The 22,566-nt window shown below is 34.6% G+C and carries 24 protein-coding genes, 1 other RNA gene and 1 pseudogene; 7 read left to right on the top strand and 19 right to left on the bottom strand.

Going from position 1 to position 22,566, the window contains the following annotated elements:
* Positions 1-30: 30 nt before the first annotated feature.
* The 4 genes from AC0L8O_RS11005 to AC0L8O_RS10990 all read right to left on the bottom strand — a co-directional run bounded on the left by AC0L8O_RS11005 (position 31) and on the right by AC0L8O_RS10990 (position 3,214).
* Positions 31-561: a nitroreductase family protein gene (locus AC0L8O_RS11005; RefSeq protein WP_473448079.1), complete on the bottom strand. Its 531-nt coding sequence runs from the start codon at positions 559-561 to the stop codon at positions 31-33.
* A 107-nt stretch (positions 562-668) separates the two neighbouring features.
* Complete coding sequence (locus AC0L8O_RS11000; RefSeq protein ID WP_473448077.1) at positions 669-2,333, bottom strand: ATP-binding protein; 1,665 nt, start codon at positions 2,331-2,333, stop codon at positions 669-671.
* Between the two features lie 131 nt (positions 2,334-2,464).
* Positions 2,465-2,794 (bottom strand): ArsR/SmtB family transcription factor, encoded by a 330-nt coding sequence (locus AC0L8O_RS10995; RefSeq protein ID WP_026562303.1) that lies wholly within the window; start codon positions 2,792-2,794, stop codon positions 2,465-2,467.
* Entirely contained in the window at positions 2,795-3,214 is a 420-nt protein-coding gene (locus AC0L8O_RS10990; protein ID WP_473448074.1) for an SRPBCC family protein, read from the bottom strand.
* 169 nt (positions 3,215-3,383) lie between these two features.
* Here AC0L8O_RS10990 and AC0L8O_RS10985 point away from each other — a divergent pair, with 169 nt between their 5' ends.
* On the top strand, positions 3,384-3,977 hold the full coding sequence (locus tag AC0L8O_RS10985) for a CBO0543 family protein (protein ID WP_473448836.1): 594 nt from the start codon (positions 3,384-3,386) through the stop codon (positions 3,975-3,977).
* A 92-nt stretch (positions 3,978-4,069) separates the two neighbouring features.
* Here the strand turns inward: AC0L8O_RS10985 and AC0L8O_RS10980 are convergent, their stop codons facing one another.
* Entirely contained in the window at positions 4,070-4,627 is a 558-nt protein-coding gene (locus AC0L8O_RS10980; RefSeq protein WP_473448072.1) for an HPP family protein, read from the bottom strand.
* A gap of 436 nt (positions 4,628-5,063) precedes the next feature.
* Here AC0L8O_RS10980 and AC0L8O_RS10975 point away from each other — a divergent pair, with 436 nt between their 5' ends.
* Positions 5,064-5,219: a hypothetical protein gene (locus AC0L8O_RS10975; protein ID WP_156932044.1), complete on the top strand. Its 156-nt coding sequence runs from the start codon at positions 5,064-5,066 to the stop codon at positions 5,217-5,219.
* Between the two features lie 21 nt (positions 5,220-5,240).
* Here AC0L8O_RS10975 and AC0L8O_RS10970 read toward each other — a convergent pair whose 3' ends face one another.
* The 11 genes and pseudogenes from AC0L8O_RS10970 to AC0L8O_RS10920 all read right to left on the bottom strand — a co-directional run bounded on the left by AC0L8O_RS10970 (position 5,241) and on the right by AC0L8O_RS10920 (position 16,437).
* Positions 5,241-5,849, bottom strand: coding sequence for a chloramphenicol phosphotransferase CPT family protein (locus tag AC0L8O_RS10970; protein ID WP_026562300.1), 609 nt, complete (start codon positions 5,847-5,849; stop codon positions 5,241-5,243).
* Between the two features lie 83 nt (positions 5,850-5,932).
* Positions 5,933-6,931, bottom strand: a complete 999-nt coding sequence (locus AC0L8O_RS10965; protein WP_473448070.1) for an MFS transporter — start codon at positions 6,929-6,931, stop codon at positions 5,933-5,935.
* Complete coding sequence (locus tag AC0L8O_RS10960; RefSeq protein WP_473449157.1) at positions 6,826-7,125, bottom strand: MFS transporter; 300 nt, start codon at positions 7,123-7,125, stop codon at positions 6,826-6,828. Before AC0L8O_RS10960 ends, AC0L8O_RS10965 begins: the two co-directional genes overlap by 106 nt.
* Before the next feature lie 88 nt (positions 7,126-7,213).
* Positions 7,214-7,492: a hypothetical protein gene (locus AC0L8O_RS10955; protein ID WP_026562298.1), complete on the bottom strand. Its 279-nt coding sequence runs from the start codon at positions 7,490-7,492 to the stop codon at positions 7,214-7,216.
* 154 nt (positions 7,493-7,646) lie between these two features.
* Positions 7,647-9,023, bottom strand: a complete 1,377-nt coding sequence (locus AC0L8O_RS10950) for an MATE family efflux transporter (RefSeq protein ID WP_473448068.1) — start codon at positions 9,021-9,023, stop codon at positions 7,647-7,649.
* Positions 9,024-9,560: 537 nt separating this feature from the next.
* Complete coding sequence (locus AC0L8O_RS10945) at positions 9,561-11,690, bottom strand: transglycosylase domain-containing protein (protein WP_473448834.1); 2,130 nt, start codon at positions 11,688-11,690, stop codon at positions 9,561-9,563.
* Positions 11,691-11,888: 198 nt separating this feature from the next.
* Complete coding sequence (locus tag AC0L8O_RS10940; protein ID WP_156932043.1) at positions 11,889-12,044, bottom strand: hypothetical protein; 156 nt, start codon at positions 12,042-12,044, stop codon at positions 11,889-11,891.
* 249 nt (positions 12,045-12,293) lie between these two features.
* Positions 12,294-12,992, bottom strand: coding sequence for a DUF1287 domain-containing protein (locus AC0L8O_RS10935; protein ID WP_473448066.1), 699 nt, complete (start codon positions 12,990-12,992; stop codon positions 12,294-12,296).
* A 380-nt stretch (positions 12,993-13,372) separates the two neighbouring features.
* Positions 13,373-15,789, bottom strand: a pseudogene (locus AC0L8O_RS10930) (heavy metal translocating P-type ATPase).
* Positions 15,790-15,880: 91 nt separating this feature from the next.
* Positions 15,881-16,087, bottom strand: a complete 207-nt coding sequence (gene copZ / locus AC0L8O_RS10925; RefSeq protein ID WP_473448064.1) for a copper chaperone CopZ — start codon at positions 16,085-16,087, stop codon at positions 15,881-15,883.
* Between the two features lie 14 nt (positions 16,088-16,101).
* A complete protein-coding gene (locus AC0L8O_RS10920) occupies positions 16,102-16,437 on the bottom strand; it encodes a metal-sensitive transcriptional regulator (protein WP_473448062.1) in 336 nt (111 codons plus the stop codon).
* A 169-nt stretch (positions 16,438-16,606) separates the two neighbouring features.
* Between AC0L8O_RS10920 and AC0L8O_RS10915 the strand changes: the two genes are divergently transcribed.
* Positions 16,607-17,071: a hypothetical protein gene (locus AC0L8O_RS10915; protein WP_473448060.1), complete on the top strand. Its 465-nt coding sequence runs from the start codon at positions 16,607-16,609 to the stop codon at positions 17,069-17,071.
* A 55-nt stretch (positions 17,072-17,126) separates the two neighbouring features.
* On the opposite strand, the gene ffs is transcribed toward AC0L8O_RS10915, so the two are convergent.
* Both ffs and AC0L8O_RS10905 read right to left on the bottom strand, forming a co-directional pair.
* Positions 17,127-17,393, bottom strand: an RNA gene (gene ffs, locus AC0L8O_RS10910) — signal recognition particle sRNA large type.
* A gap of 201 nt (positions 17,394-17,594) precedes the next feature.
* Complete coding sequence (locus AC0L8O_RS10905) at positions 17,595-18,200, bottom strand: cell wall hydrolase (protein WP_473448058.1); 606 nt, start codon at positions 18,198-18,200, stop codon at positions 17,595-17,597.
* Positions 18,201-18,601: 401 nt separating this feature from the next.
* Here AC0L8O_RS10905 and AC0L8O_RS10900 point away from each other — a divergent pair, with 401 nt between their 5' ends.
* The 4 genes from AC0L8O_RS10900 (at position 18,602) to AC0L8O_RS10885 (ending at position 21,511) form a co-directional block, all read left to right on the top strand.
* Positions 18,602-18,736, top strand: a complete 135-nt coding sequence (locus AC0L8O_RS10900; RefSeq protein WP_473448056.1) for a hypothetical protein — start codon at positions 18,602-18,604, stop codon at positions 18,734-18,736.
* A 159-nt stretch (positions 18,737-18,895) separates the two neighbouring features.
* On the top strand, positions 18,896-19,258 hold the full coding sequence (locus tag AC0L8O_RS10895) for a hypothetical protein (RefSeq protein ID WP_473448054.1): 363 nt from the start codon (positions 18,896-18,898) through the stop codon (positions 19,256-19,258).
* A gap of 98 nt (positions 19,259-19,356) precedes the next feature.
* Positions 19,357-19,932, top strand: coding sequence for a DUF6434 domain-containing protein (locus AC0L8O_RS10890; RefSeq protein ID WP_473448052.1), 576 nt, complete (start codon positions 19,357-19,359; stop codon positions 19,930-19,932).
* A gap of 427 nt (positions 19,933-20,359) precedes the next feature.
* Positions 20,360-21,511 carry an endo-1,4-beta-xylanase gene (locus AC0L8O_RS10885; protein ID WP_026562290.1) on the top strand — a complete coding sequence of 384 codons (1,152 nt, stop codon included), beginning with the start codon at positions 20,360-20,362 and terminating at the stop codon, positions 21,509-21,511.
* A 49-nt stretch (positions 21,512-21,560) separates the two neighbouring features.
* Here AC0L8O_RS10885 and AC0L8O_RS10880 read toward each other — a convergent pair whose 3' ends face one another.
* A complete protein-coding gene (locus AC0L8O_RS10880; RefSeq protein ID WP_473448050.1) occupies positions 21,561-22,520 on the bottom strand; it encodes an aldolase catalytic domain-containing protein in 960 nt (319 codons plus the stop codon).
* Positions 22,521-22,566: the final 46 nt, after the last annotated feature.

Genomic DNA, 22,566 nt, shown 5'->3' with positions numbered 1-22,566 from the left:
ACCGACTTTTTCAACCATAGACAGGCCTCCCTATTTTTGGTTAAACACTTCGTAATGGACGATGTCTTCTTTCGGAATTACCTTCTTTTTCGCGGGCTGATCACCTATATAACCTAGGCCTAAAATAGCAACGATTTTTCGATCACTAGGAATGGATAGAGCATTTTTTACGTAATCTTCTCTTTGTAAAGTCTCAGTTTCATCTTCGATATTAAAAACAGCACCGAATGCACATCCTAAGCCTTCATTAACAGCAGCTAACCATATATAGCTACTGGCGATTGAAGCATCCTGAAGCCAATACTTACTTATGTTAGGACATCCTGTGATAACAATGGCACCTTGAGCTTCCTTTAACCATTTCATATACGGAGTAGTTTCAGATAAGTAGTCTAATGTTTTCCGGTTTTTAACGATAATAAATTCTCTCGAAGGTAAATTATTTCCTGTTGGAGATAAAGAAACTTGTTGGATGATTTCCTCGATTGTTTTCACAGGAATAGCTTTGTTTGTAAACTTTGTAATTTCCCGTCTGTTTTTGACCACGTCTTTAAAATCCATAAAAACTCCTTTCTTGAAACTAAACATATATTTCATCTATATCTTTAGTTTACAGGTAAGAGGTCTAATTGTTAAAGGTTTTTCGCTACTAATTTATTAACTACAGCTTATAAAGGCAGTTTCACATCAATGACTGTCCCTTTATTAACTTCACTTGATATCTCAACTGTTCCCTGGTGATTCTCGATAATCCTTTTGCTTACCATAAATCCTAATCCAGTTCCTTTTTCTTTTGTTGTGTAAAAAGGCTGCCCTAATTTAGATAATAAATGATTAGGTATTCCAGAACCCTCATCAATGAAACGAATCAGTAATTCATTATCATTAGTTATGAGTTTAATGATTAGATTTCCACCATTTGGCATAGCTTCAAGGGCATTTTTAATAAAATTAATAAAGACTTGTTTTAGTTGGTTTTCTTCACACATGACGCTTACATCTTCATGTACAAAATCAGTACTAATTTGGACATTATTCATGATAGCTTGTGGATTTAACAGAGTAATCATATCTTTTACAAGTGCCTTAATATCCTTTTGAGCAAAATGAACAGCCTGCGGTTTTGCAAGCATAAGAAGTTCACTGAGTATGAGCTCAATTCTCTCAATTTCAGACTTCATAATATCGTAATAAGTTTGTTTTTCGTATCCATTTGCTTGTAACAGCTGAAGAAATCCCTTGATTGTGGTAATTGGATTCCGTATTTCATGAGCAATTCCGGCAGCAAGTTCTCCGGCTATAGATAATTTTTCAGATTTGATTAATAGTTCTTGTGCTTCTTTTTTCTCGGTTATATCTTTATAAATCACGGCCCATCCATTTAGAGTGGAATCTTCATTTAATAACGGGAAGCTGGATAATATTATGAATAGGGTTCTGCCGTCTTTCGTTTTTCTAATGGTTTCATACCCTTTTATTTTTTCTCCTAAGATTGCATAGCTTTTGCTTAAATTTGCTTCAAAGATTCTTTCAACTGGTATGATAGGTAGTTCAGTCACATTTAATCCGATTACTTCATTTGAAGTGAAGCCAAATGTTGACACAAATGCATCATTAATTGAAATTACTCGATCATGAAGATCATAAATAACAATCGGGTCTGAATTTTCTTTAATAAACGATCTTAATTGATGTTTTGTAGCTTGTAATTGACCTTTCAATTTAGAGTGTTTCTTTTGTTCATATATAGAAGGGAAAATAACCGATCTTTTGTCATATAAGCTTGACTTGACTAATTCTCTATCTGTCATAAAGTATTCATGACTTTTCAACATACTATTTTGAAGAGCAGCAGAAATTTTATGACCGTTATAAGCACAAACTGAAATCAGATTTGAAGATTGTACACTATGATCGGCTAATTTTTCGAAGGTTGTGAGCTTTGAAATTAAATGATCTTGATCTTTCCAATCTACATTAGCCCAGGTTCTAACAATTGGGCTTTTATCCTTAAGTTGCTCGATAATTTTTGAAAAATGCTGAACAATTAAATCATAATTAAAATCACCATATAGACGATAGAAATCATAGTTATCAAAAAAGTGAACATTCCTTAATTGATCAAGTGATAAAGTCTCCTGAAACTTGAGACTAATCCTATCAAAGATTTCTTTATTTTCAATGATTAGTATATGATGACCTTGTTCAATGCCGGTAAAAATATATGAATATGCGTTTTCAATATAGTCTTCTATCGATTCATAAATGTATAATATATGTCCATGGTTGGTCATGTTCATCATTTGGGATAATTGCACAATGTTTTCTTTCATCGCTACCTCTTCAATTACCTAAGTAAAATTTTTATGAATATTATATCTTATTGTATAGGAAATCGTCATATAATTAAAAAATAAAATAAAAACCGCACTATAATAAGTGCGGAATAACTAAAGAAACTTTATTAAGAATTTTCATCTTTGTCATTTTCAACTAGATGTCTTAGCATAGATAGTTTATTATCCCAAAATTGTTCGTAAAATGAAAGCCAATCTTTTAATTCGATAAGTGGCTCAGGATGAAGTTGATAGATTTTTTCCCTTCCAACTTTCTTCCCACTCACTAATTCTGCCTCTGAAAGAATAGTGAGATGTTTGGTGATTGCTGTCCGGCTTATTGGAAAATGAGCCGTTATTTCTGTAATAGGTAAATCTCTTTTTGCTAGTAAACGAAGAACCTCTCTTCTGGTCGGGTCAGCAATAGCTTGAAACACATCATGCTTTGCTTGTGCCACTTATCCTTCAACAGCCTTTCGAAGTTTTTCATTTACAATATTCTCCCAACCACCATTCATTCTATCGCGAACAACAGAAGCTTTTTCATTTGCTTTTTGTTGAATTTCATCAGCGTCTTTCCAGCCGCTATGAATTAATGTGAACTCTGTTTTATCCCCTAAATCTTTCAAAAGAAAAGAGACAATCCAGCCGTCAGTGTCCCAGGAGAAAACAATTTTTCTTGGTTCTTCAATTTCTAAAACTTTACAAGGTGAAGGACCAAATGGAGATTGAATGTGAAATTCGTGTCCAACCTTTGCTACGAAATCATTTGGCATAAACCATTCTGAAATTCCTTCTGAAGTTGAGACTACCTTCCATACTTTGTTGATGGGTGCTTGAAAGATAGTGGTTTTTTTTATGTCCTGTATTGTTGGCATATAATTCACTCCTATGAATATAATCAAAAATGAAACCAATTGGTTTCATTTTTGATTATAACACCTTTTGGTGTCATGTCTATACTTTATTTTTACCAACTTATATTATTCTTTTATTTTTTGGAAAAGATAAAGGTAAATAATACAAAATGTGGTGCTATGATTGGAAATGATCTTAGATTTATTACCCTTTCAATATTTACATTCGATATCATTAGAACAACTTCTTAAAGAGGAAAAGTTATTTTACCAAACACTTCACTCTTACTGGCAAGATCATAATTATTTGACTATAAAATGGTGGGTTTTGGTTTCATTAAGTATTATGTCTCCATTTGTATGGTTTATTTTCGTTGATAAAAAAAGAATTACAGAAATAACAGCCTTTGGAATGTTTTTTGGTATTATCGCTATTTTCTTAGATTCCATTGGAAGCAATGCTATGGTTTGGACATATCCCGTTCGTTTAACACCCTATTTATATCCTCAAATGTACCCATATGATGTTGGAATTATTATTATTCCTTTTATGCTTGTTTACCAAAGAACAGGAAAGAAATTTAAAACGTTCTTTTTTTCGACAGGTGTACTAGCGTTGCTTATTGCATTTGTAGCAGAAACAACAATGGAGCGGTTGGATATGTATATGGAAATAACATGGGAAAATATATATTCCTTTCCGATTTATTGGTTAATTGGATTAATTTGCTGGAGCATTTTAAATTTATTTAAAAGAATAGAAAGAAAACATAACAAACCTTAAAGCTCAAAAAAGCCTGTGAAGATACTTTTATCAAGTAAGTTTTATGAAGATGTAACAAAAAAGGCCGTATAATACGGCCTCATTAATAAATGTTATATCCATTGTTTTGGGTATTGTCTATTTTTAAATAAATTATTATAAAGTAATGAGATCAAAATAAGGAGAACAGATGATAAGACGATAGATAATAAAAAGCCCCATCCTGCTTCTGTGTTGATGGCCACCATTGCGCTTGCAGCTGCAGGTGGGTGAATAAATTTTAGTGTAATCATAAGAAATAGCACAATGGCAAGTGTAAGACCAATGGATAGATGGGATTTTCCAAATACATTCCAGATTGATAAAGCTGTAAAGGTTGAAATGAGATGACCACCAACTATTTGCCTTGGTTGTGAAAAAGGTAAAGAATGAGCAGCAAATACTAATAAACAACTTGCACCCATCGGACCTAAAATCATAGGATACCCTAACAATACTGCAACAAAGCTAATGAGTGTAATAGCAATCAATCCGCCGCTCGCAGATATAATTGTGTCTCCAAGCTTCACATTCGTTTGTATTTTCTGGTTTCCTCTCATTTTCCTCAAGTAAGAATAAAAAAATATATTAATGTTTTGATCATTTTTTTGAAGTGTTTTCTCAACATTCATAAAACGTTCCCCTTACAGTGAGTTTTTCAAGAAGTATGTAAGATAATCTTCCGTAAAATTTATTGTAAAGGAAATGTCAAAAAATTTAAAGATATTTTTGATAGTTTATTATTGTAAACCCTTTCAAAGTGTGTTATGAGATTTAAAAAGTTTGACTGAAAATGTCGGAGGATTAGTAGTGCAAACGTTGTTAATTTGTTGTTAAAATAATAAATGTGTCGAGTTGAGTTGGCTAGGAAATGCAATGAAAGTTGATATAGAACGTTATTATAATAGTTTGTTAATGATAGGGATCCTGCTTGTCTAGCTAACCGTCATTTATCTTAAAGCATGCTTTTCATTTGCATGGTTAAGTTTTGACGGTTTTTCATTTTTTATCAAGATGAATAACCTAAAAAAATAATATGAATTTTATTCAAATAGAGGAGGAGTTTTTATGTCTAACGAAACGAGTACAATTGGTCAGCAAATAGTGGTTTATAAAGGCATAAAGTGTGAAGTCATCTATAATTATGGAAATGGTAATTATGAAATTGTTTTCGGAGAGCAAATTTTATTAGTACAGGAATCAGAAATACAACTCTTAAATTAACGAGTTTTTAAACATCATTCGTTATAAGTTACGAATTTCTTCAAAAGATGTAGGCATCGGTCCATGTTTTATTCTATTTCTAATGAGATTCGCACATTCCTCGGAGGATAAAATAGATGTATTTACTTCAAGATCATATATACCAGGCTCATGGACGAGCTTTTGCCATAGCTGTACCGGCTTTGGAATATTGCCTTCAGGTGTGTAACCAATATTCCATGTAGTAAGTCTTCTTTTCATAATTACTTCAATGGGACAGTATACACCTATAAAGTAAGCTGGGTAACCTTCTAAGATCATTGCACATTTTTTGAGAATATCTAATGAAGTCGAATAGCCGTCATGGTGGCCTACATCTACTACTACATTTATCCCAGCTCGACTAAAAGAAGCAATTGACTCATACATGGCAATATATAAACGCTCAATAACAGGTTCCAGATCAGGTCTCTCACCTCCAGGACGCAATCCAATGCCTGGTTGATACGCGTCCGGAGTCATTTTCATCAAATGATCAACACCTAGATTCATCCATACACCTTCAAAGTTGTCTTGAATGAATTTGGCAATACTTGATTTTCCGGATCTTGGAGTACCGTTTAAGATGATAATAATCCCTGTTTTCTCCATTTTTCCCCTCCAGGTTTGGTGTCAATTGTACCTTTATTTAAACGCCTGCATTAAAGTCCGGGAGACATTTTAATACAGGTCACTTACACTAATTCATTACGGTTACGAAAAATACGATATAGAACATAACAACATCCAGAACATAATAATGCAAGCAATGCAATGAATCCATATCCTGCCTGTAAGCCAATCAATTCATTTTGCCCGTTACTGAATACATTTGTGACAAAATCAATAATAAATCCGATTAGAAAGTTTCCGATTACACTTGCAATACCCATTAAAGTAACGGTAAACGTGATAGCAGTTCCTGTACCATTTGGATATCTTTTTGCAAGAAGTGCCATAACTGTTGGATAAATTAAAGCAATCCCTGCTCCTGAGACTGCGAATAAAAAGGCTCCTTTCTCTCCAATTATAATAGCTGCAAAGTTGCAAATTCCAGAAAAAGCGGAAAATATCATAATGGATTTTGTGAATCCTACCTTGTCGGTTAAAGGTCCAAGCAATAATCTTGAAAGCATGAAAAATAAAAAAAATAAAGACAACATATGTGAAGCATCTGTTATTTCCCATTGATAAGCTTTGACTAAATAATTAATTAACCATCCTCCAACAGCAAGCTCTGATACGACTCCAAACGATAGAATCGCTACGATTAACCAAGCAATCGGATCTCTAGAAAGAGATTTAAAAGATAGAACAGTACCTTCTTCAATCTTTTCCGTTGGAAAATTTCCTAGTAATGAAGGAATAATTGGTAGTAATGAAAAACAAAGGATGAAAAGATACATCCCCCTCCAACCAAATTCTTCCCCACCTAATCCATTCCAACCCATAATGGAAGCAGCCATTATAGGAGCAACTGTTGAGCTCAGGCCATAAAAAAAGTGTGATAAGTTCATCATCATTCCGGTATTTTTCGTAAAAATCCTGGCAGCCATTATTCCCAGCCCAATTTCCAACATACCATTACCTATGTATAAAAAGAAAAAAGAAGCTGAAAGAGTTGTAAAAGTTGTTGAAAAAAAATGATAAATCCAGCTGCAGTCATCGATAAAAATGCAGTGATCCCTGTCCACTTAATACCAATTTTGTTCGCAAGGATGGAGGTAAATGAACATGCAAGTAAATATCCGAGAGAGTTTAAAGCTAACAAGGCACCGAGATGTGTCTGAGTCAATTGGAAGTCATTTTGAATAACAGGTATAGCAGGTCCTCTAACATTTTCAGATAACCCGAAAATAAGAAATCCTCCAAAAACGATCAAAAGCATTAAAAATATAATTATATTTGGCTTTATTAAAAAACACTTTACGTGAAATTTGCTTGTATTCAAGGTTACTCATTTGCTGTCCTTCTTTCTATTTTGTGACTCTGTTCTCTGTAAATATAACAGTCTGTAATAAATAAATCGCACTTACCTCATCATCAATTTGCACATAAATATCATAGTGACTTTTTCTTGGAGTGGGAGGTTGAACTTTATAGCGGATATTTGCTGATGATAAAATGTCGAGGACCTGAAAAAATTCATCTTTCGTTAAGCTTGAATTAATAAGCTTCCATTTTGCATTTTGATGTGAACGATAAAGTGAATAGATAACAAAAAACAAACAAAGTACAGCAATTAGCACGTACAAAGATCTCACTCCTCATTTGTCATATGTTATTCACTATATTAGCGGACTGTTTCAATCATGTATGCTTCTTAAGTTCCACAAAAAAATGTGAAATCCTTCTGCTTTTACAATGGGTTACAAACTATTTTGTGCAGATAAAAGAAGCTGAACACCCTTAGATGATGGGACCAGCTTCTTTGTTTTTAGATGAGAATTTCAATTTTGATAACTTTTTTAAGGAGAGAGATAAAAACAAGGATCTGCCTAAGGTAAATAAATGAAAAGAAAACCATAATTTATGGGGAGTTATGGTTGAGTTAAATAGCCAAATAGAGACAATAAACAGTATTAATGCATAAAAAATTGAAGTCCGTATAAATTTAGCTTCTGTAGCACCGGAAAACACTCCTTCCAATTGAAGACCCCAAAAAGCTACAATTGGGTAAACGGCCATCCATATAAATAGTTCTACAGCAAGATTCTTCACTTCTTCAATAGAAGTAAAGGCCATTATGATAACATTACCGAATAACACCATTAAAAGGGATAGACAAATGGCAGAACTTAATCCCCATCTAAGCGATAAGGTAAGGGTTCTATTATATAAAGATTGATTATTGCTACCTATTGATCTTCCAACTAAAATACTAGAAGCATTGGCGAAACCGGACAGTAAATATGCCATGATATAGTGTACTTGCAATAAAATTGCATTCGCAGCTAACTCAATTTCGCCCATTCTTGCTCCTATAGTGGTGAAAATGCAAGTCATTAAGAGCAAACACACGGCTCTTAAAAAAAGATCCCGATTCATAATGAGCATCCTGGTTATAGGTTCTTTTTGGAAAATTGAGTATAAATTAAGAGAAAAAGATGTTAATTGTTTTGACTTCACAGCAAAATATAACCCTATTATAACAGTGCTGGTTTCAGCTATTACAGTTGCCAGGGCTACTCCTGCTACCCCCCATCCGAAAACTAGTACAAATAGAAGATCTAAAACAATATTTACTAAATTCATCGAGATTTGAGTGGCAAGTGAGAGTCTAACTTTCCCAATTCCCATGAGCCATCCTATTAATACATAATTTATTAATGCAAAAGGTGCTCCCCATATTCTAATAGAGAAATAGGTTGATGTAAGCTCTTCCAGTGTTTGGCTTGCTCCAAATAAATAAAGAGATCCTTTTAAAATTGGAATTTGTAGCAAAATAAACAAACATCCAATTAATATTGCGACAAATAATGGTCTTATGAAGGAATATACAATCTCTTTTTCGTTATTTGCTCCACTTGCTTGTGATGTTAAACCTGTTGTACCAACTCTTAAAAATCCAAGGAGCCAGTACATGGTATTAAAGATTACTGCACTAACTGATACTGCTCCGATTGCAGTGGGTTCAGGCAATCTCCCCACAACTGCTGTGTCGACTGCACCTAATAATGGGGTAGAAATCCCCGCTATTATAAGAGGGATAGCCAAAAGTAAATAATTCCGATGAGTAATTTCCTTTGTTGATTCTAATTGAACTGATGTTGCTTTACTGTTCATTTCATTCTCCTTCTGTTAAATCCTGAATAATGGAATTTTACTAATTTCTGTGTATTTGTGTGCTGGTGCCTTTGGATTAATGTTTCGCTAATACCTGCATAAAGCAATTAATATAATTAAGGAAGGTTTTACAAAAATATCCCTCCCAAAATAAACTATAAAGCAGAATTATTACGATTTAAAAGATAATAGGATGTATAAAGATTTGAATGGTATAGAAGTAATCGTAACAATCCCGATTTATGGTAAAGTTTTATAGAAAAATTGTCAAGTAGTTATTGAAATTAGAAAAGTGATTTTTTGACTTCATAGTATTATTAAAGACTTTGGAGAGATATTCCTGATTTTGGAACTTTAGTAACGATTCCCTAGATATATTCACAATTTTAAATCATTTATTTTCAAAAAACCGACAAACATTCACAAAAAAGAACTGCTTTATTTAGCAGTCCAAACATTCTCCTATATTAAATAAAAGACAGACAAGTCGCATTAGCCATTCTATTTTAGCTCCTGTCTTTTTAAAATATCAGAAGATTAATCATCATCTTCATCCACTTCTTTCTTTTCAACATGGCCTCTTCCTTTGTCTTCCCTACCCTTGCCCTTCTCTTTTTCCTTCTCTTTATTCTTTTTTCCCTTCCCTTTGTTTTCCTTTTCATCCTCCTCACCTTCGTCCTTTTCCTTTCTTTCTCTTGCTTTCTCAGCCTGTTCTTTTGCTTTTTCTTCCTCTTCTTCTCTAAGTTCAAGTGTTTTTTTTATGTTTCCTGCAATTAGTGATAAATCAAACGAAGTTTCTGTCAGTTCTGTTTTTGATTGGGAGATGATCTCCTTAAATATAAATGTTGCTGTTTGACTGCTAGATGATAATAAATAATGCTGTTCATCTGTTTTGTCATAACCTAACCAAACAGCACCTACTAACTCCGGTGTATAGCCAACAAACCAGTGATCATTTGATCCACCGTTCATTTCAAAAGGTAATTGGGTAGTACCCGTTTTTCCCGCTACATCAATCCCGGAAATCTTAGCATTTTTACCAGTTCCTTTTTCCACCACACCATTTAGTAAATATGTTATTTTCTGAGCAACCTCGGGCTCTGTTACCCGTGTTGCTTTACTCTGCCATTCGGCGATAACTTCTCCATTTGCATCTTCAATTTTTTGAATAGAGTGGGCTTCAACCATCACACCATTATTTGGGAAAGTAGCAAATGCCTGTGCCATTAATAACGGTGAAGTTCCTTTTGACATTCCACCAAGAGCTAGTGGCAGGCTGTGATCTTCTTTCGCTAATGGAATGCCAAAACGTTCAGCAGCTTGAATTCCTTTCTCTAAACCTATTTCATTTAATAACCAAACAGCTGGAATATTGTAAGAGTGAATAACAGCATCAAATAGTGTCGTTTGGCCTCGATATTGATGGTCGGAGTTTTTCGGCTGGTAACCTCCCTCAAAAATTAGAGGCTGATCTAATAAAAGATCAAATGGTTCATAGCCTTGCTCCAGTGCGGGTGTGTATACTGCTAAAGGTTTCATTGTTGATCCCGGCTGCCTTATTAATTGGCTTGCATGATTAAATCCTCGGAATGTATGCTCTCCTCTTCCTCCAACTAAAGCCTGAATTCCACCGGTTGATGGATGAATAAAGACACTGCCACTTTGAATGAGTTGATCTGAACTGTTTTCTGGAAAAAGTGCATCAGAATTGTATACTTCCTCAGCGGCAGTTTGAATGACTTGATTTAATTCTGTATAGATATGAAGTCCACCAGAAAGAATTTCATTTTCAGTAAGATCATATTTCTTAATTGCTTCTTCTATTAAATAATCAATATAATATGGATAATTGCCCTTATATTCATCTTCGGTTTTTCGTCTATCTAAAACAATTTGATCAGCTTTCGCACTTTTTAATTCTTCTTCCGTGATAAACCCTTCTTTTTCCATCAAAGTTAAAACGATATTTCTTCGTTTGACAGATTGGTCGAAATGTTTGATAGGTGATAGTGAAGAAGGAGCTTTTATAAGTCCAGCTAACAAAGCAGATTCACTTAAGGTTAAGTCTGAGGCATTTTTTCCGAAATAGGTTTGGGCTGCACGTTGGATTCCCCATGCACCTTCACCAAAATAAATTTGGTTTAAGTACCGTTCTAAAATTTCATCTTTTGTATAAGAACGTTCAATCTTTTTTGTTAGAATCAATTCCTTCATTTTTCTTGTATAAGTACGCTCATGTGACAAAAACACATTTTTTGCGAGCTGCTGTGTAATGGTACTTCCACCTGCAACGACATCACCTTTAAACAAATTCGTTACAAACGCTTTAGTTATAGCGAAATAATTCACACCATGATGATGATAAAAACGTTGGTCTTCTGTAGCGATTACAGCATGGATCATATCCTCTGATATATCCTCTAATGAAACACCTTCAATCCTTGAATTGGAAAGCTTACTAGCTATTTCTCCTTGTTGGTCATAAATAATCGTTGGCTGAGGTGCAGGTTTTTCTAACTTGCTCACATCACTTGTCCAAATCTGAATATTGATGACTAAGAGGCCGCAGATTAAAGTTAACAAAAGTACTGTACTTATTTTGACCACCATTTTTTTAGCGAAAAGTGATTTTCTCATTAAAGATCTTTGTTTTTTCCTTTTTTCCATTCTTTCCAAGACTTGTCCCACCTTCTAAGTTGCAAACTCTAGCTTGTTATATACTGATTAATTCTTAATCAGTATATATTTTTCGTCAACATGTCTTAAGTCTTAACCTTTCACTAAGAAATTAGCCTTATTTTTAAAAACAGAAAATGTCCAGAGAGATTCACCCCTCTGGACTATCTATCTTTAAAGGAAACGCATTCACTTTTTATTAGAAAATTGTTCTTTTATAAGCTTCAATGACTCAACTAAACCTGGTAATTTATCGAAATTTTCTGCTTCATTATTTAGTAGGATTTCGTTAATTCGAGACTGTAACAGCTCTTCAACCAACTCAATTGTTTGTTGATGAATCATATTTCACACCCCTACTTGAAGATCCTGTATTATATTCCACACTCCTTGTTTTGATTCCGTTTTTTTACTAAACTCTCTGTAAAATAATATTGTTGATAAATGGCCATAAAGCAAGGACCCGATTGGCGTCCTTGTTTTAGATCCTTATTGAAGCATCCTTTAGTCGAAAAAGGAATTTATTATCTCATGGACACTATAAGCTAAAATAGTGGCCATCATTATCTATGTTAAATTTAGTTTTATGAAAAATCAGTATTTCCATCTATAATGACCAGCAATAGGTTGTTTATAAGAGGTAAGTTTAATTTCCGATGCAAGGGGAGGGGTGTTATGAATTAAATAAGGTATTCCATCTTTTGTCCGTCTATCAGAAATGATGCCTACGTGGTCAGTACCCTTCAAATAAATAACAATATCCCCCGGTTGCCACTCCGCTAAATTCTCAGGATCTTTTGGGATTAATTCGGTCGTCAGGGATTCAGTGAAACGTTGAAAAAAGACAGACTGATTGGGAACCCGTCTGAAATCAATATGGGGATCAGGATCTCCATCCACCCGTGGATATAAAGATGTATTATTATTAATATCCTGGTCCATCAAATCTTTTAAATTGATGCCTGCTCCGTCCAATCCTCTCCAAATAACATCCGTACATACACCCTCGCTGTCTGGAGGATAACCTCCTTCATAATAAGCACTCTTGTAAAGTGTTCGATTCTCCACTTCTTTCCTGGCAGCATTCACTATGTCTAGGGGATCAGCCACATTATTCTGATTTTTATCAACTCTTATGTAGTTTTCCTCCACTGTCACTTGTTCAGATAAGGGACTATCAAGATGAATACCTGCCATATCCAAAATCAGACCATCCCTAAAAAATATAGTAAACAATGGAACCGCCACTACCAATATCACACAAACAATCAATAATATTTTTTTCCATTTCATTTATTCTACCTCAATTCATTAATCGCAAACCATTATCAATTTTAAAAGAAACCGATCCTTCACGGTAATGATTAGTATATAAATTCTACTTTGTAAAATAAAATCCTTCTTTCCACAAACCTCCTTTAGTACAATAAAGAATAAAAGTGAGCTACCTGTTCATGATCGCATCACAGTTGATCTGCTGAGTTAAGATTCTTAAATCCCTATGTAATATCCCTCAGTGCCATTACCGAACGCTTTTGACCTTATTATTCTTTAGGTTCAGTATAGAAAGAAAGTTCTCAGATGCTCAACATAACTGTTTAACAGAGATATTCGAAATAATATAGTAAGGACAAATAAAAAAGATAACTAAATCTCCTTTATTTGTCCTTTGATTATAGTTTCACTCTTTGTAATCGAAGTGCGTTTAAGACAACGGAGACTGAACTAAAGGCCATGGCTGCACCTGCTAACCAAGGTGCTAAGAATCCCATGGCTGCAATTGGTATTCCTAATGAATTATAGGCAAAGGCCCAAAAGAGATTTTGTTTAATATTTCGAATCGTTTTTTGACTCATAAGGATGGCATCAGCAATACTGTTAAGATCTCCCCGAATAAGAGTAATATCTGCAGCTTCCATGGCAACATCAGTTCCTGTTCCGATTGCCATTCCAATATCAGCCATTGCTAAAGCCGGTGCATCATTAATTCCATCTCCAACCATAGCAACAACGTTTCCTTGCTGTTGAAGTTTTTTTACTTCTTCTGCTTTTCCTTCTGGTAAAACCTCTGATACAACACGTTCAATTCCTGCTGAATTGGCAATTGCTTTTGCTGTTCGCTCATTGTCTCCAGTAATCATAACAACTTCTAATCCCATATTCTTTAAGCGTTGGACGGCTTCTTTTGATGTATCTTTAATCGTATCTGCAACAGCTATCATACCCGCAAATTGATCATCAATCGCGATTAACATGGCTGTTTTTCCTGAACTCTCAAGTGTTTCCATTGTTTGATGAGCCGTTGATATAGAAATATTGTGTTTTATCATTAATTTTCTTGTACCAGCAATGATCAATTTTCCTTGCACTTTTGCGATTATGCCATATCCCGGTATTGATTCAAACTCCTCAACATCAACCAGGTCAATATTTTTATTCTGAATACCTGAAACAATTGCCTGTGCTAGAGGGTGTTCAGATTGCTTTTCGGCTGAACCAACCAGTTGTAAAAATTCACTTTCATTAAACCCAACCTCAACAAAAATATCTGTTAGGATTGGCGTGCCATTTGTAATGGTTCCTGTTTTATCTAAAAGAACTGTCGTTAAGCGATGTGTTCGTTCAAGATGTTCTCCACCTTTAAAGAGGATACCGAATTCTGCAGCTCTTCCTGACCCCGCCATAATAGAAGTTGGTGTTGCAAGTCCTAATGCACAAGGACAAGCGATGACTAGGATTGCAATCATCTTCTCAAGTGCTTCTGAAACATCACCAGGTGTTATCCAAACGAACCAAATGATAAATGTAACGATGGCAATTCCAACAACGATTGGAACAAAAATACCGGAAATTTGATCAGCTATGCGTTGGATGGGTGCTTTTGAACCTTGTGCTTCTTCTACAACTTTAATAATTTGTGAAAGAGCTGTATCGCGACCTACTTTAGTTGCTTTTATTTTTAACACACCATTTTTATTTAAAGTTGCTCCTATTACACTGTCCCCTGCATTTTTATCAATTGGTACACTTTCCCCTGTTAACATGGACTCATCTAAAGCAGAACGACCCTCGATAATTTTTCCATCAACGGGTATCTTTTCCCCGGGTTTAACAATTACGATGTCACCAACCTGTACTTCTTCAAGTGGTATTTCTTGTTCTGTCCCGCTACGGATAACAATTGCGGTTTTCGCCTGTAATCCCATCAGTTTTTTTATTGCTTCAGAGGAACGTCCTTTTGCACGAACTTCAAATAATTTTCCCAAGACAATTAAAGTAATAAGCACTGCACTTGTTTCATAATACAGCTCTACCATATGGTGATTAGAACCTATTGATGCAATCGTTAAAAATAAACTGTAGAAATATGCTGCAGATGTTCCTAATGCAACAAGTACATCCATATTGGCACTTCTATTTCGGAGTGCCTTATAAGCTCCTATATAAAATTGTTTTCCGACAATAAATTGTACTGGTGTAGCAAAGGCTAATTGTACCCATGGATTCATAAGCATCTCAGGTAAATAAATAAAAGATGTGAAACTAAAGTGACTAACCATTGACCAAAGTAAAGGAATGGATAAGATTAAGGAAAAAAGAAACTTTCTTTTCTGTGTCTGTAATTCCTTAGCTCTTTGATCGGCGATATTTTTTTCTCTTCATCTTTCAAGCTGGCTTGATAACCTAATTTTTCTACTTGTTTAATTAAATCTGTAGTGTTAACTTGTGATGCATTAAACTCAACAGTTGCTCTTTCTAATGCTAAGTTGACTGCTGCATTTGTGACACCATCCAGCTTGTGTAAACCTTTTTCTATACGATTCGCACACGCGGCACAAGTCATACCACTAAGATTTAGTTCAACCTTTTCCAATGCTATATCATAACCTAGATCATTTATTTTCTTTGTGAACGTATCTATGTTTGTAACACTTGGATCATATTTAATGGATGTTCTTTCTAAAGCAAAATTAACAGTTGCCTCTTCCACCCCATCTATTTTATTAAGTCCTTTTTCAATTCGAACAGCACAAGCAGCACAAGTCATTCCTGTGATAGGTAACACTGCTTCTTTCCTTTGTTCTGACATTTCCTATGCCTCCCTATACCCCATAGTGGTATAATAATATTCAAAATAAAACGTGCTAACAAAATAAGCACGTTTTGTTTACGGAATGACGTTAAACTATATCATATCCTTGTTCATCAATTATTTCCTTTATTTTATCCAATGAAACAACAGCTGGATCAAAATCGATATCCACTTTTCCTTCAGATAAATGAACTTTTACGTTTTCTACCCCATTTTGTTTTCCTACATTTCCTTCAATTGCACTAACACAGTGACCACAGGACATACCTTGAACTGTTAACGTTGTTTTCTCCATTATTTTAACACTCCTTATTTTTTCATTAATCTTTGGATGGTAACAAGCAATTCATCAACAACTTCTAAGTCACCATCTTGTATTCTTTCTGTTACACAGCTTTTTAAATGAGCTTCTAATAAGACTTTTGAGAAGCTATTAAGGGCAGATTGAACGGCGGAAATTTGGGTAATGATATCATCACAATACGTATCTTTTTCAATTAACCCTTTAATACCGCGAACTTGACCTTCCACTCTATTTAACCGGGTAATTAAGGATTTTTTTACTTTATCAGAATGGTGGCTTTGTCTTTCAGAATGATTCATATTACATTGTTCAAATGTCAAGGTCTCTTCTTCTTCATACATATTCAAAACCTCCTCTTAAATATAATCTACCATACCCCCTAACCTATGTAAAGTGTTTTAATTTAATAAAACTTATTGTTTTTTCTTCTATTTGAAACGGTATAAGAACTAAAACACTTTTTAGATGACTTCTTCATATAATATCAAATCTTTACCTAGGGGTGATAGAATGAAACGATGGTTAAAAACCGTGATTTTACTTTATCTTTCCCTTTTGTTTTTTGGAAGCTTTTTAGCTGTCGGAGCATTATGGACTGGAGTGTTAGAAAACCTGTTTCCGTTTATTTCTTCTATTGAGATTTTTCTTTATTATTTCTTTGCCGGAGCAATCGGTGGATCCCTTCGACATCTTTACATGTTTTGTTCTCACTATATGAAGGGCGAGCTAACAGACTATAGAGAGTGGATTATGTATATCTTTTATCCGATATTTGCTACAGGTACGGCTGTTATAGCTGTTACATTGATACAAAGTGGAATCTTTTTAATTGATTTTATTGATTACAATGAAACTCCGTTAGCACAAATCAGTATTGCGTTTTTTGTAGGATTTGGCTTTAATCGGTTTTTAAATAAGTTAAATGCTTTTTCTAAAAAAATGTTTAAACCAAATAATGACGATGATAATAAATAAAAAAGATGACTCCTTTTTGAATAAAAGGAGTCATCTTTTTTGTTCATATGTAAAACCGTGCACCTCTTATTGATATGGTCACATAAGTGTTACTTAAGTAGCCAGCTCAGTCAGGGCTACCCTGCGGCACACAGACGGATCTACTTATGGCTGCTCCCTTCCAGGCCTGACCAGTTTCATAGATGTCTGTTGCGCGGACCCCAATCGTCATCACCGCTTGCAAAAGGCAAACCTTACATGAACCATACCGCTAAAGAGGAATTCAACCCCGCTAAGGCGGATTGCAGGTTACAGGGCACCGCCATCTCCCCATCTAGCACGGTATGTATAAATGACATGTATGTGTATGGTATGAACAATACGTGTTACGTATCGTATATATCTAATTTAACATAGATGGATATTGTAGTGAAGTTGTATTTAATGGTAAAAATGGTACTTGGAATTCAGAACATAATTATTCGTGCCGTTAAAAGTTAAGAATAATAAAAAGCGTACAGCATTTCAGACTGCACGCTTTTTTCTATATAGCAAATGCATGATTACCAATTGTTTTAACCACTTCACGAGTTTGAATCCAATCACTTGTTGCTGTGTCCGGATTATAGAAATAAAGAAGTTCATCATTCTCATCGTTTTCTGTCAATGCATCTTGAACTGCCTTATAAGCTTCCTTATCAGCCGGTTGGTCAATTGAGTTATTTGAGACAGGTTCAAAAGCATTTTCTTGGTAAATAACTTGCTTTATAGTATCCGGGAATTGATCATGATCAACACGGTTTAGTACAACTTCAGCAACTGCCACCTTCCCAACATATGGCTCACCTTTTGCCTCTGCATGGACCAGTTGGGCAAGCAATTTTTTTTCATCCTTTGAAATCGTAGCAGACACTTCATTGTCAGCCTTTATAATTGTCTCATCATTCTTGGCAACTTCTTTTTGTTGAAATCGTAAATCAATAGAATTCAAATTGTTTTCTTCAGTTTCAATTCCGTGCTTATTTAAGAGTAAATGTAATGAAGTTTCAGTTTCAGTCGTATCATGTTCTTCAGCATTAGTTTTAGAAATAGTAAAAGAGAAAAAGATCATATTTAGAGTTATGAATAAACATAGAATTTTTTTCATCATGTATACCTCCTGTTTATTTATTGGTCCGGAAACAGGTCATATACAAGGCTAACAGGTTTGCAAGTGTTTCTCATTAGTATATTATTGGAAAATGTAATTCTAAAATGAAAAAAGTTAATTTTAACGCTACTCTCCTTCAAAAATTCCCTATATAAAGAGTGACCGAACTTTTATCACTAGGGGGGATATTAATCATGCAAAAGTTAAACTATGACACAATGAAATCTTATCAATCTTTTTTCAACAATTGAAGAAATGGATCACTCTGTTCGCGGCTTTTTGTATACATACAAATCATCATTATCTGAAGGAACCTTAAAGGTATTAACTTTTATCTGGAGACATTCTGTTAAAGTAGTTGGTGTGTCATTTGCTATATACGATAGCAGCTGGGGGTAAAATTGAACCGAAGAACTGTTATTCGAGTAGTTAAAACTTTAGAAAGCCTACATTCTAAAGAAAGTGACAACAGCCAGAATGAATGGAAAGCAAGAGGTGAATTTACTAATCATACAACCATTTCAATCAATCGATGAATTACTTACTAATAACACCCCACCCCATGATGTCACCCATGATGTCACTCCTAATAAAACAGAGAATAAGCAAAGTTCACTCTGTGAGAATAAACCTAAAAAAACGAACTAACGTTACAGAAACAAATCATATGACACCCGGTGAACAACAGATAGATAATGGGTTCGATCAATGATTATAAAATACAGGCAAGCTTTGTACCTGAAATAGTTCATGAAAAGTTTATCCAAGCAGCAAAACCCTTTTTCCATGCTTTTGATATCTACCGTCTATGGACACGTGTGTTAATTGCCTATAACAAACTCAACTTTAAAAGGTGTATAGAAGATGTCATAGATATTATTGTTTATGCTTTTAAGCAAACCGTATTTATGAAACGAATAAGAAAAATACATACAAGTTTTGAAGGGTATTTTTATCGAACTCTATATTCAATGCTCAACGTGGAAAAACGTCGTGAGAATCGTCATTTGATGTATGACTTCAGTGGCAGTGAGAACAATTGGATAGAACGAGGATAATTCCTTTTACACAATAAATTGCTTCCGTTAATAATTCTTTTGTACTGAAAGAACATTTGTTCTATAATGAGTAGATAAGGATAAAAGGAGGATAAGTAATGAGACCGAAATTAACGAAACATACCAGCATTCAAAGTTTTAAAAATTACTATTGGTTGAAAACGGAACTACAAACATTTTGCAGGGAAAACGGGATAAGCGTTACTGGATCAAAACAGGAAATCGCAGATAGAATTGAGGTATTTTTAAAAACAGGAGAGATAAAATCTCCTATTAGAAAACAAAATGTAAAAAGAAATATTCAGTTGCTCGAAGAATTAAGCCTTGATACTGTTATTACAGAAAACCATCGTTGCAGTCAGAGTGTAAGAGCATTTTTTAAGACAGTTATCCCTAATTTTCATTTTTCTACTTATATCCAGAACTACTTTAAAAATAACACCGGAAAAACATACCGTGATGTTGTTGATGCTTGGTATGAAGAAGAAGAACGAAAGAAAGCCCCAACTTATACGAAAAAAATCGCCCCACAATTTGAATATAATCAATTCACTCGTGATTTCTTTGCTGATCCTAAGAATCGGGGAAAAAGTCGAACAAATGCAATTGAAGCCTGGAATAAGATAAAAAAACTTCCTGGGAGCAACAGATATGTACCTGATAATGAATGTTGATGAGCATTTAGTAATGCTTCATCTTCTTCCTTTTTCTTTTATTACATTTGTTCACCTGTCAACTTTTACATAGATTTCTTAGTAAGTTTCCTCCCGCTTTTTTCTTGGTCTACTTTTCGTATAAGCAACAGAAAATCTCTCTATCATTAAGATGTCGAAGGAACTATTTATTTACATTTTCTACCATACTTAATTGTGATAAATATGAATAAAGATTCATTTTCACCTACTTCTCCAATTACTTAGTTTATTCGGTATACAAACTAATTGTTTGTTGGTATAATCATTTCGAGCATAAGAGGAATCAAATGAACATGCATATGTAAACCCTTACTTCCTTCCTCTTCTTTACTATTATTAAGGAGGTTATGCTGGAAAACTGTTTTGTAAGCACTTACTTTATGTTCTTGAAAAAGGAGACGATACAATGCTAAAAGTTTTAAGAAAACCACTTATTTCTGGATTAGCTTTAGCTTTACTTTTACCAGTAGGTGGAAATGCTGCGTCAGCAAACGAAACAAGAAGTGCTCTTGAGGTCCCTTCAATTAGTGAGAGATATGAAAATTCTTTTACAATCGGAGCAGCAGTTGAACCTAGTCAACTAGAAGGAATTAATGGGGAAGTTTTAAAACGTCATTATACCAGTATTGTTGCAGAGAATGTAATGAAGCCTATTAATATTCAGCCAGAAGAAGGAAAATTTAATTTTAAAGAAGCTGATAAAATTGTGAAATTTGCAAAAGAAAATAATATGGACTTACGCTTTCATACATTAATTTGGCATAGTCAAGTTCCTGAATGGTTCTTTTTAGACAAAAATGGAAATCCAATGATTGAAGAAACAGATCCAAAGCAAAGGGAGAAAAACAAAAAGCTCCTTCTTAAACGTGTGGAAAAACATGTAAAGACAATTGTAAAGCGTTATAAAAACGATGTCGATGCATGGGATGTTGTGAATGAAGTAATTGATGAATATGCATCAAATGATAAAGGTCTACGTGAATCTCCATGGTATCAAATAACTGGAACAGATTATATCAAAGTTGCGTTTGAAACAGCTAGAAAATTCGGCGGGAAAGATACTAAATTATACATTAATGATTACAATACAGAAGTACAACCCAAGAGAGATCTTTTATACAATTTAGTGAAGGATTTATTGGACCAAGGTGTACCGATTGATGGAGTTGGACATCAGGCACATATTCAAATCGGATGGCCTTCCATTCAAGAAATTGAGGATTCCATTCGTCTATTTGCAAGCTTAGGCCTAGATAACCAAATAACCGAGTTAGATGTGAGTTTATATGGATGGCCGCCACGACCTGCTTATCCAACTTATGAAGACATACCTGAGTCTGAGTTTGAAAGACAGGCAGTACGATATAATGCACTATTTGAGCTATATGAAAGATTAGGCAGCAACATTAGCAATGTTACTTTCTGGGGAATTGCTGATAATCATACATGGTTAAACGATCGTGCGGAGCAATATAATGATGGTGTTGGCGTAGACGCGCCATTTGTTTTTGATACTGAGTATCAAGTCAAGCCAGCTTATGATGTAATTATGGATTAAATTTTTAAAAAAACTCAGCCTTATTGGGGCTGAGTTTTTATTTCGGTATTTATTTCGTCGCAGGAGCAACTGATGCTTCAGGAGAAGTGACTTTATCATAAAACTCAACAAACTTATCCCGATCCTCACTATCACGGTAAGCCATTGCTACACGTGGATGTTCATTCAATGTTCCAGAGATCATATAAGGAATGATATACCCCCACTCCCACTTTTGTCTCATGTCCAACATATGCTTTTCAATGATACCCAGAACGGGTTTAAGCTCATAGCTTGCTTTTTGGATATGTGTAACAAGGAGCTCTGTATGGCAATTCCCTGCCGCTCTACCCATTCCATAAACAGATGAATCAAGAAAACTAACTCCATTACGCAATGCTGCTAATGTATTGGCAAAAGCAAGCTGCATATTATTGTGTGTATGAATACCAAATTTTTTGTTAGGAAGCATACCTTTAAATTTCTTTACTTGGTGTTCAATGTCAGAAGGATCTAAACTTCCAAACGAATCAACAATATACACAACATCTACAGGGCTTTCCTTAACCATGTCAAAAGCTTCTATTAATTGGTTCTCTGGAACGCTGGAAAGTGCCATGATGTTAAGAGCTGTTTCATAGCCAAGATCGTGGAACATTTGGACGAGCTCTAGACCCTTGTCTACCTCACGGATATAACATGCCACTCGAATCATATCTAATACACTCTGTTCGCGTGGTAAAACATCATCTGGATCAACACGGCCAATATCAACAAGAGCAGATAGTTTTGTGTTTTTTTTCTCAGGAATCACTTCTTTAAGAAACTGATCATCAAGAAATCTCCATGGATTTGGTTCGCTAGCCTTTAAAAGCTTAGGTGAATTTTTATAGCCGATTTCCATATACTCAACACCAGCCTCATTTAGGCCATGATACAAGTCTTGAACAAATTCTACGCTGAAATCCCAATTATTTACTAGCCCGCCATCACGAATGGTACAATCGATTATATTCGTGCGATTTTCCATAGTCATCATTTCCTCCTGAATTATGTAAATATATCTTTTAAATTTG

Source organism: Metabacillus sp. KJ11-3, from assembly GCF_055808295.1.
Note: the sequence above shows the minus strand (reverse complement) of the source record. Positions and strands in the feature narration are given on the sequence as shown.

What these genes read in the sequence shown, in the direction of transcription:
- AC0L8O_RS11005 (WP_473448079.1), bottom strand. Translation starts at nt 561, where the DNA reads ATGGATTTTAAAGACGTGGTCAAAAACAGACGGGAAATTACAAAGTTT.
- AC0L8O_RS10920 (WP_473448062.1), bottom strand. Translation starts at nt 16,437, where the DNA reads ATGTATGAAGAAGAAGAGACCTTGACATTTGAACAATGTAATATGAAT.
- AC0L8O_RS10915 (WP_473448060.1), top strand. Translation starts at nt 16,607, where the DNA reads ATGAAACGATGGTTAAAAACCGTGATTTTACTTTATCTTTCCCTTTTG.
- AC0L8O_RS10970 (WP_026562300.1), bottom strand. Translation starts at nt 5,849, where the DNA reads ATGGAGAAAACAGGGATTATTATCATCTTAAACGGTACTCCAAGATCC.
- AC0L8O_RS10905 (WP_473448058.1), bottom strand. Translation starts at nt 18,200, where the DNA reads ATGATGAAAAAAATTCTATGTTTATTCATAACTCTAAATATGATCTTT.
- AC0L8O_RS10975 (WP_156932044.1), top strand. Translation starts at nt 5,064, where the DNA reads ATGTCTAACGAAACGAGTACAATTGGTCAGCAAATAGTGGTTTATAAA.
- AC0L8O_RS10980 (WP_473448072.1), bottom strand. Translation starts at nt 4,627, where the DNA reads ATGAATGTTGAGAAAACACTTCAAAAAAATGATCAAAACATTAATATA.
- AC0L8O_RS10950 (WP_473448068.1), bottom strand. Translation starts at nt 9,023, where the DNA reads ATGAACAGTAAAGCAACATCAGTTCAATTAGAATCAACAAAGGAAATT.
- AC0L8O_RS10935 (WP_473448066.1), bottom strand. Translation starts at nt 12,992, where the DNA reads ATGAAATGGAAAAAAATATTATTGATTGTTTGTGTGATATTGGTAGTG.
- copZ (WP_473448064.1), bottom strand. Translation starts at nt 16,087, where the DNA reads ATGGAGAAAACAACGTTAACAGTTCAAGGTATGTCCTGTGGTCACTGT.
- AC0L8O_RS10940 (WP_156932043.1), bottom strand. Translation starts at nt 12,044, where the DNA reads ATGATTCATCAACAAACAATTGAGTTGGTTGAAGAGCTGTTACAGTCT.
- AC0L8O_RS10960 (WP_473449157.1), bottom strand. Translation starts at nt 7,125, where the DNA reads ATGCTTTTGATCGTTTTTGGAGGATTTCTTATTTTCGGGTTATCTGAA.
- AC0L8O_RS11000 (WP_473448077.1), bottom strand. Translation starts at nt 2,333, where the DNA reads ATGAAAGAAAACATTGTGCAATTATCCCAAATGATGAACATGACCAAC.
- AC0L8O_RS10945 (WP_473448834.1), bottom strand. Translation starts at nt 11,690, where the DNA reads ATGGAAAAAAGGAAAAAACAAAGATCTTTAATGAGAAAATCACTTTTC.
- AC0L8O_RS10885 (WP_026562290.1), top strand. Translation starts at nt 20,360, where the DNA reads ATGCTAAAAGTTTTAAGAAAACCACTTATTTCTGGATTAGCTTTAGCT.
- AC0L8O_RS10990 (WP_473448074.1), bottom strand. Translation starts at nt 3,214, where the DNA reads ATGCCAACAATACAGGACATAAAAAAAACCACTATCTTTCAAGCACCC.
- AC0L8O_RS10880 (WP_473448050.1), bottom strand. Translation starts at nt 22,520, where the DNA reads ATGGAAAATCGCACGAATATAATCGATTGTACCATTCGTGATGGCGGG.
- AC0L8O_RS10985 (WP_473448836.1), top strand. Translation starts at nt 3,384, where the DNA reads ATGATCTTAGATTTATTACCCTTTCAATATTTACATTCGATATCATTA.
- AC0L8O_RS10895 (WP_473448054.1), top strand. Translation starts at nt 18,896, where the DNA reads ATGGGTTCGATCAATGATTATAAAATACAGGCAAGCTTTGTACCTGAA.
- AC0L8O_RS10890 (WP_473448052.1), top strand. Translation starts at nt 19,357, where the DNA reads ATGAGACCGAAATTAACGAAACATACCAGCATTCAAAGTTTTAAAAAT.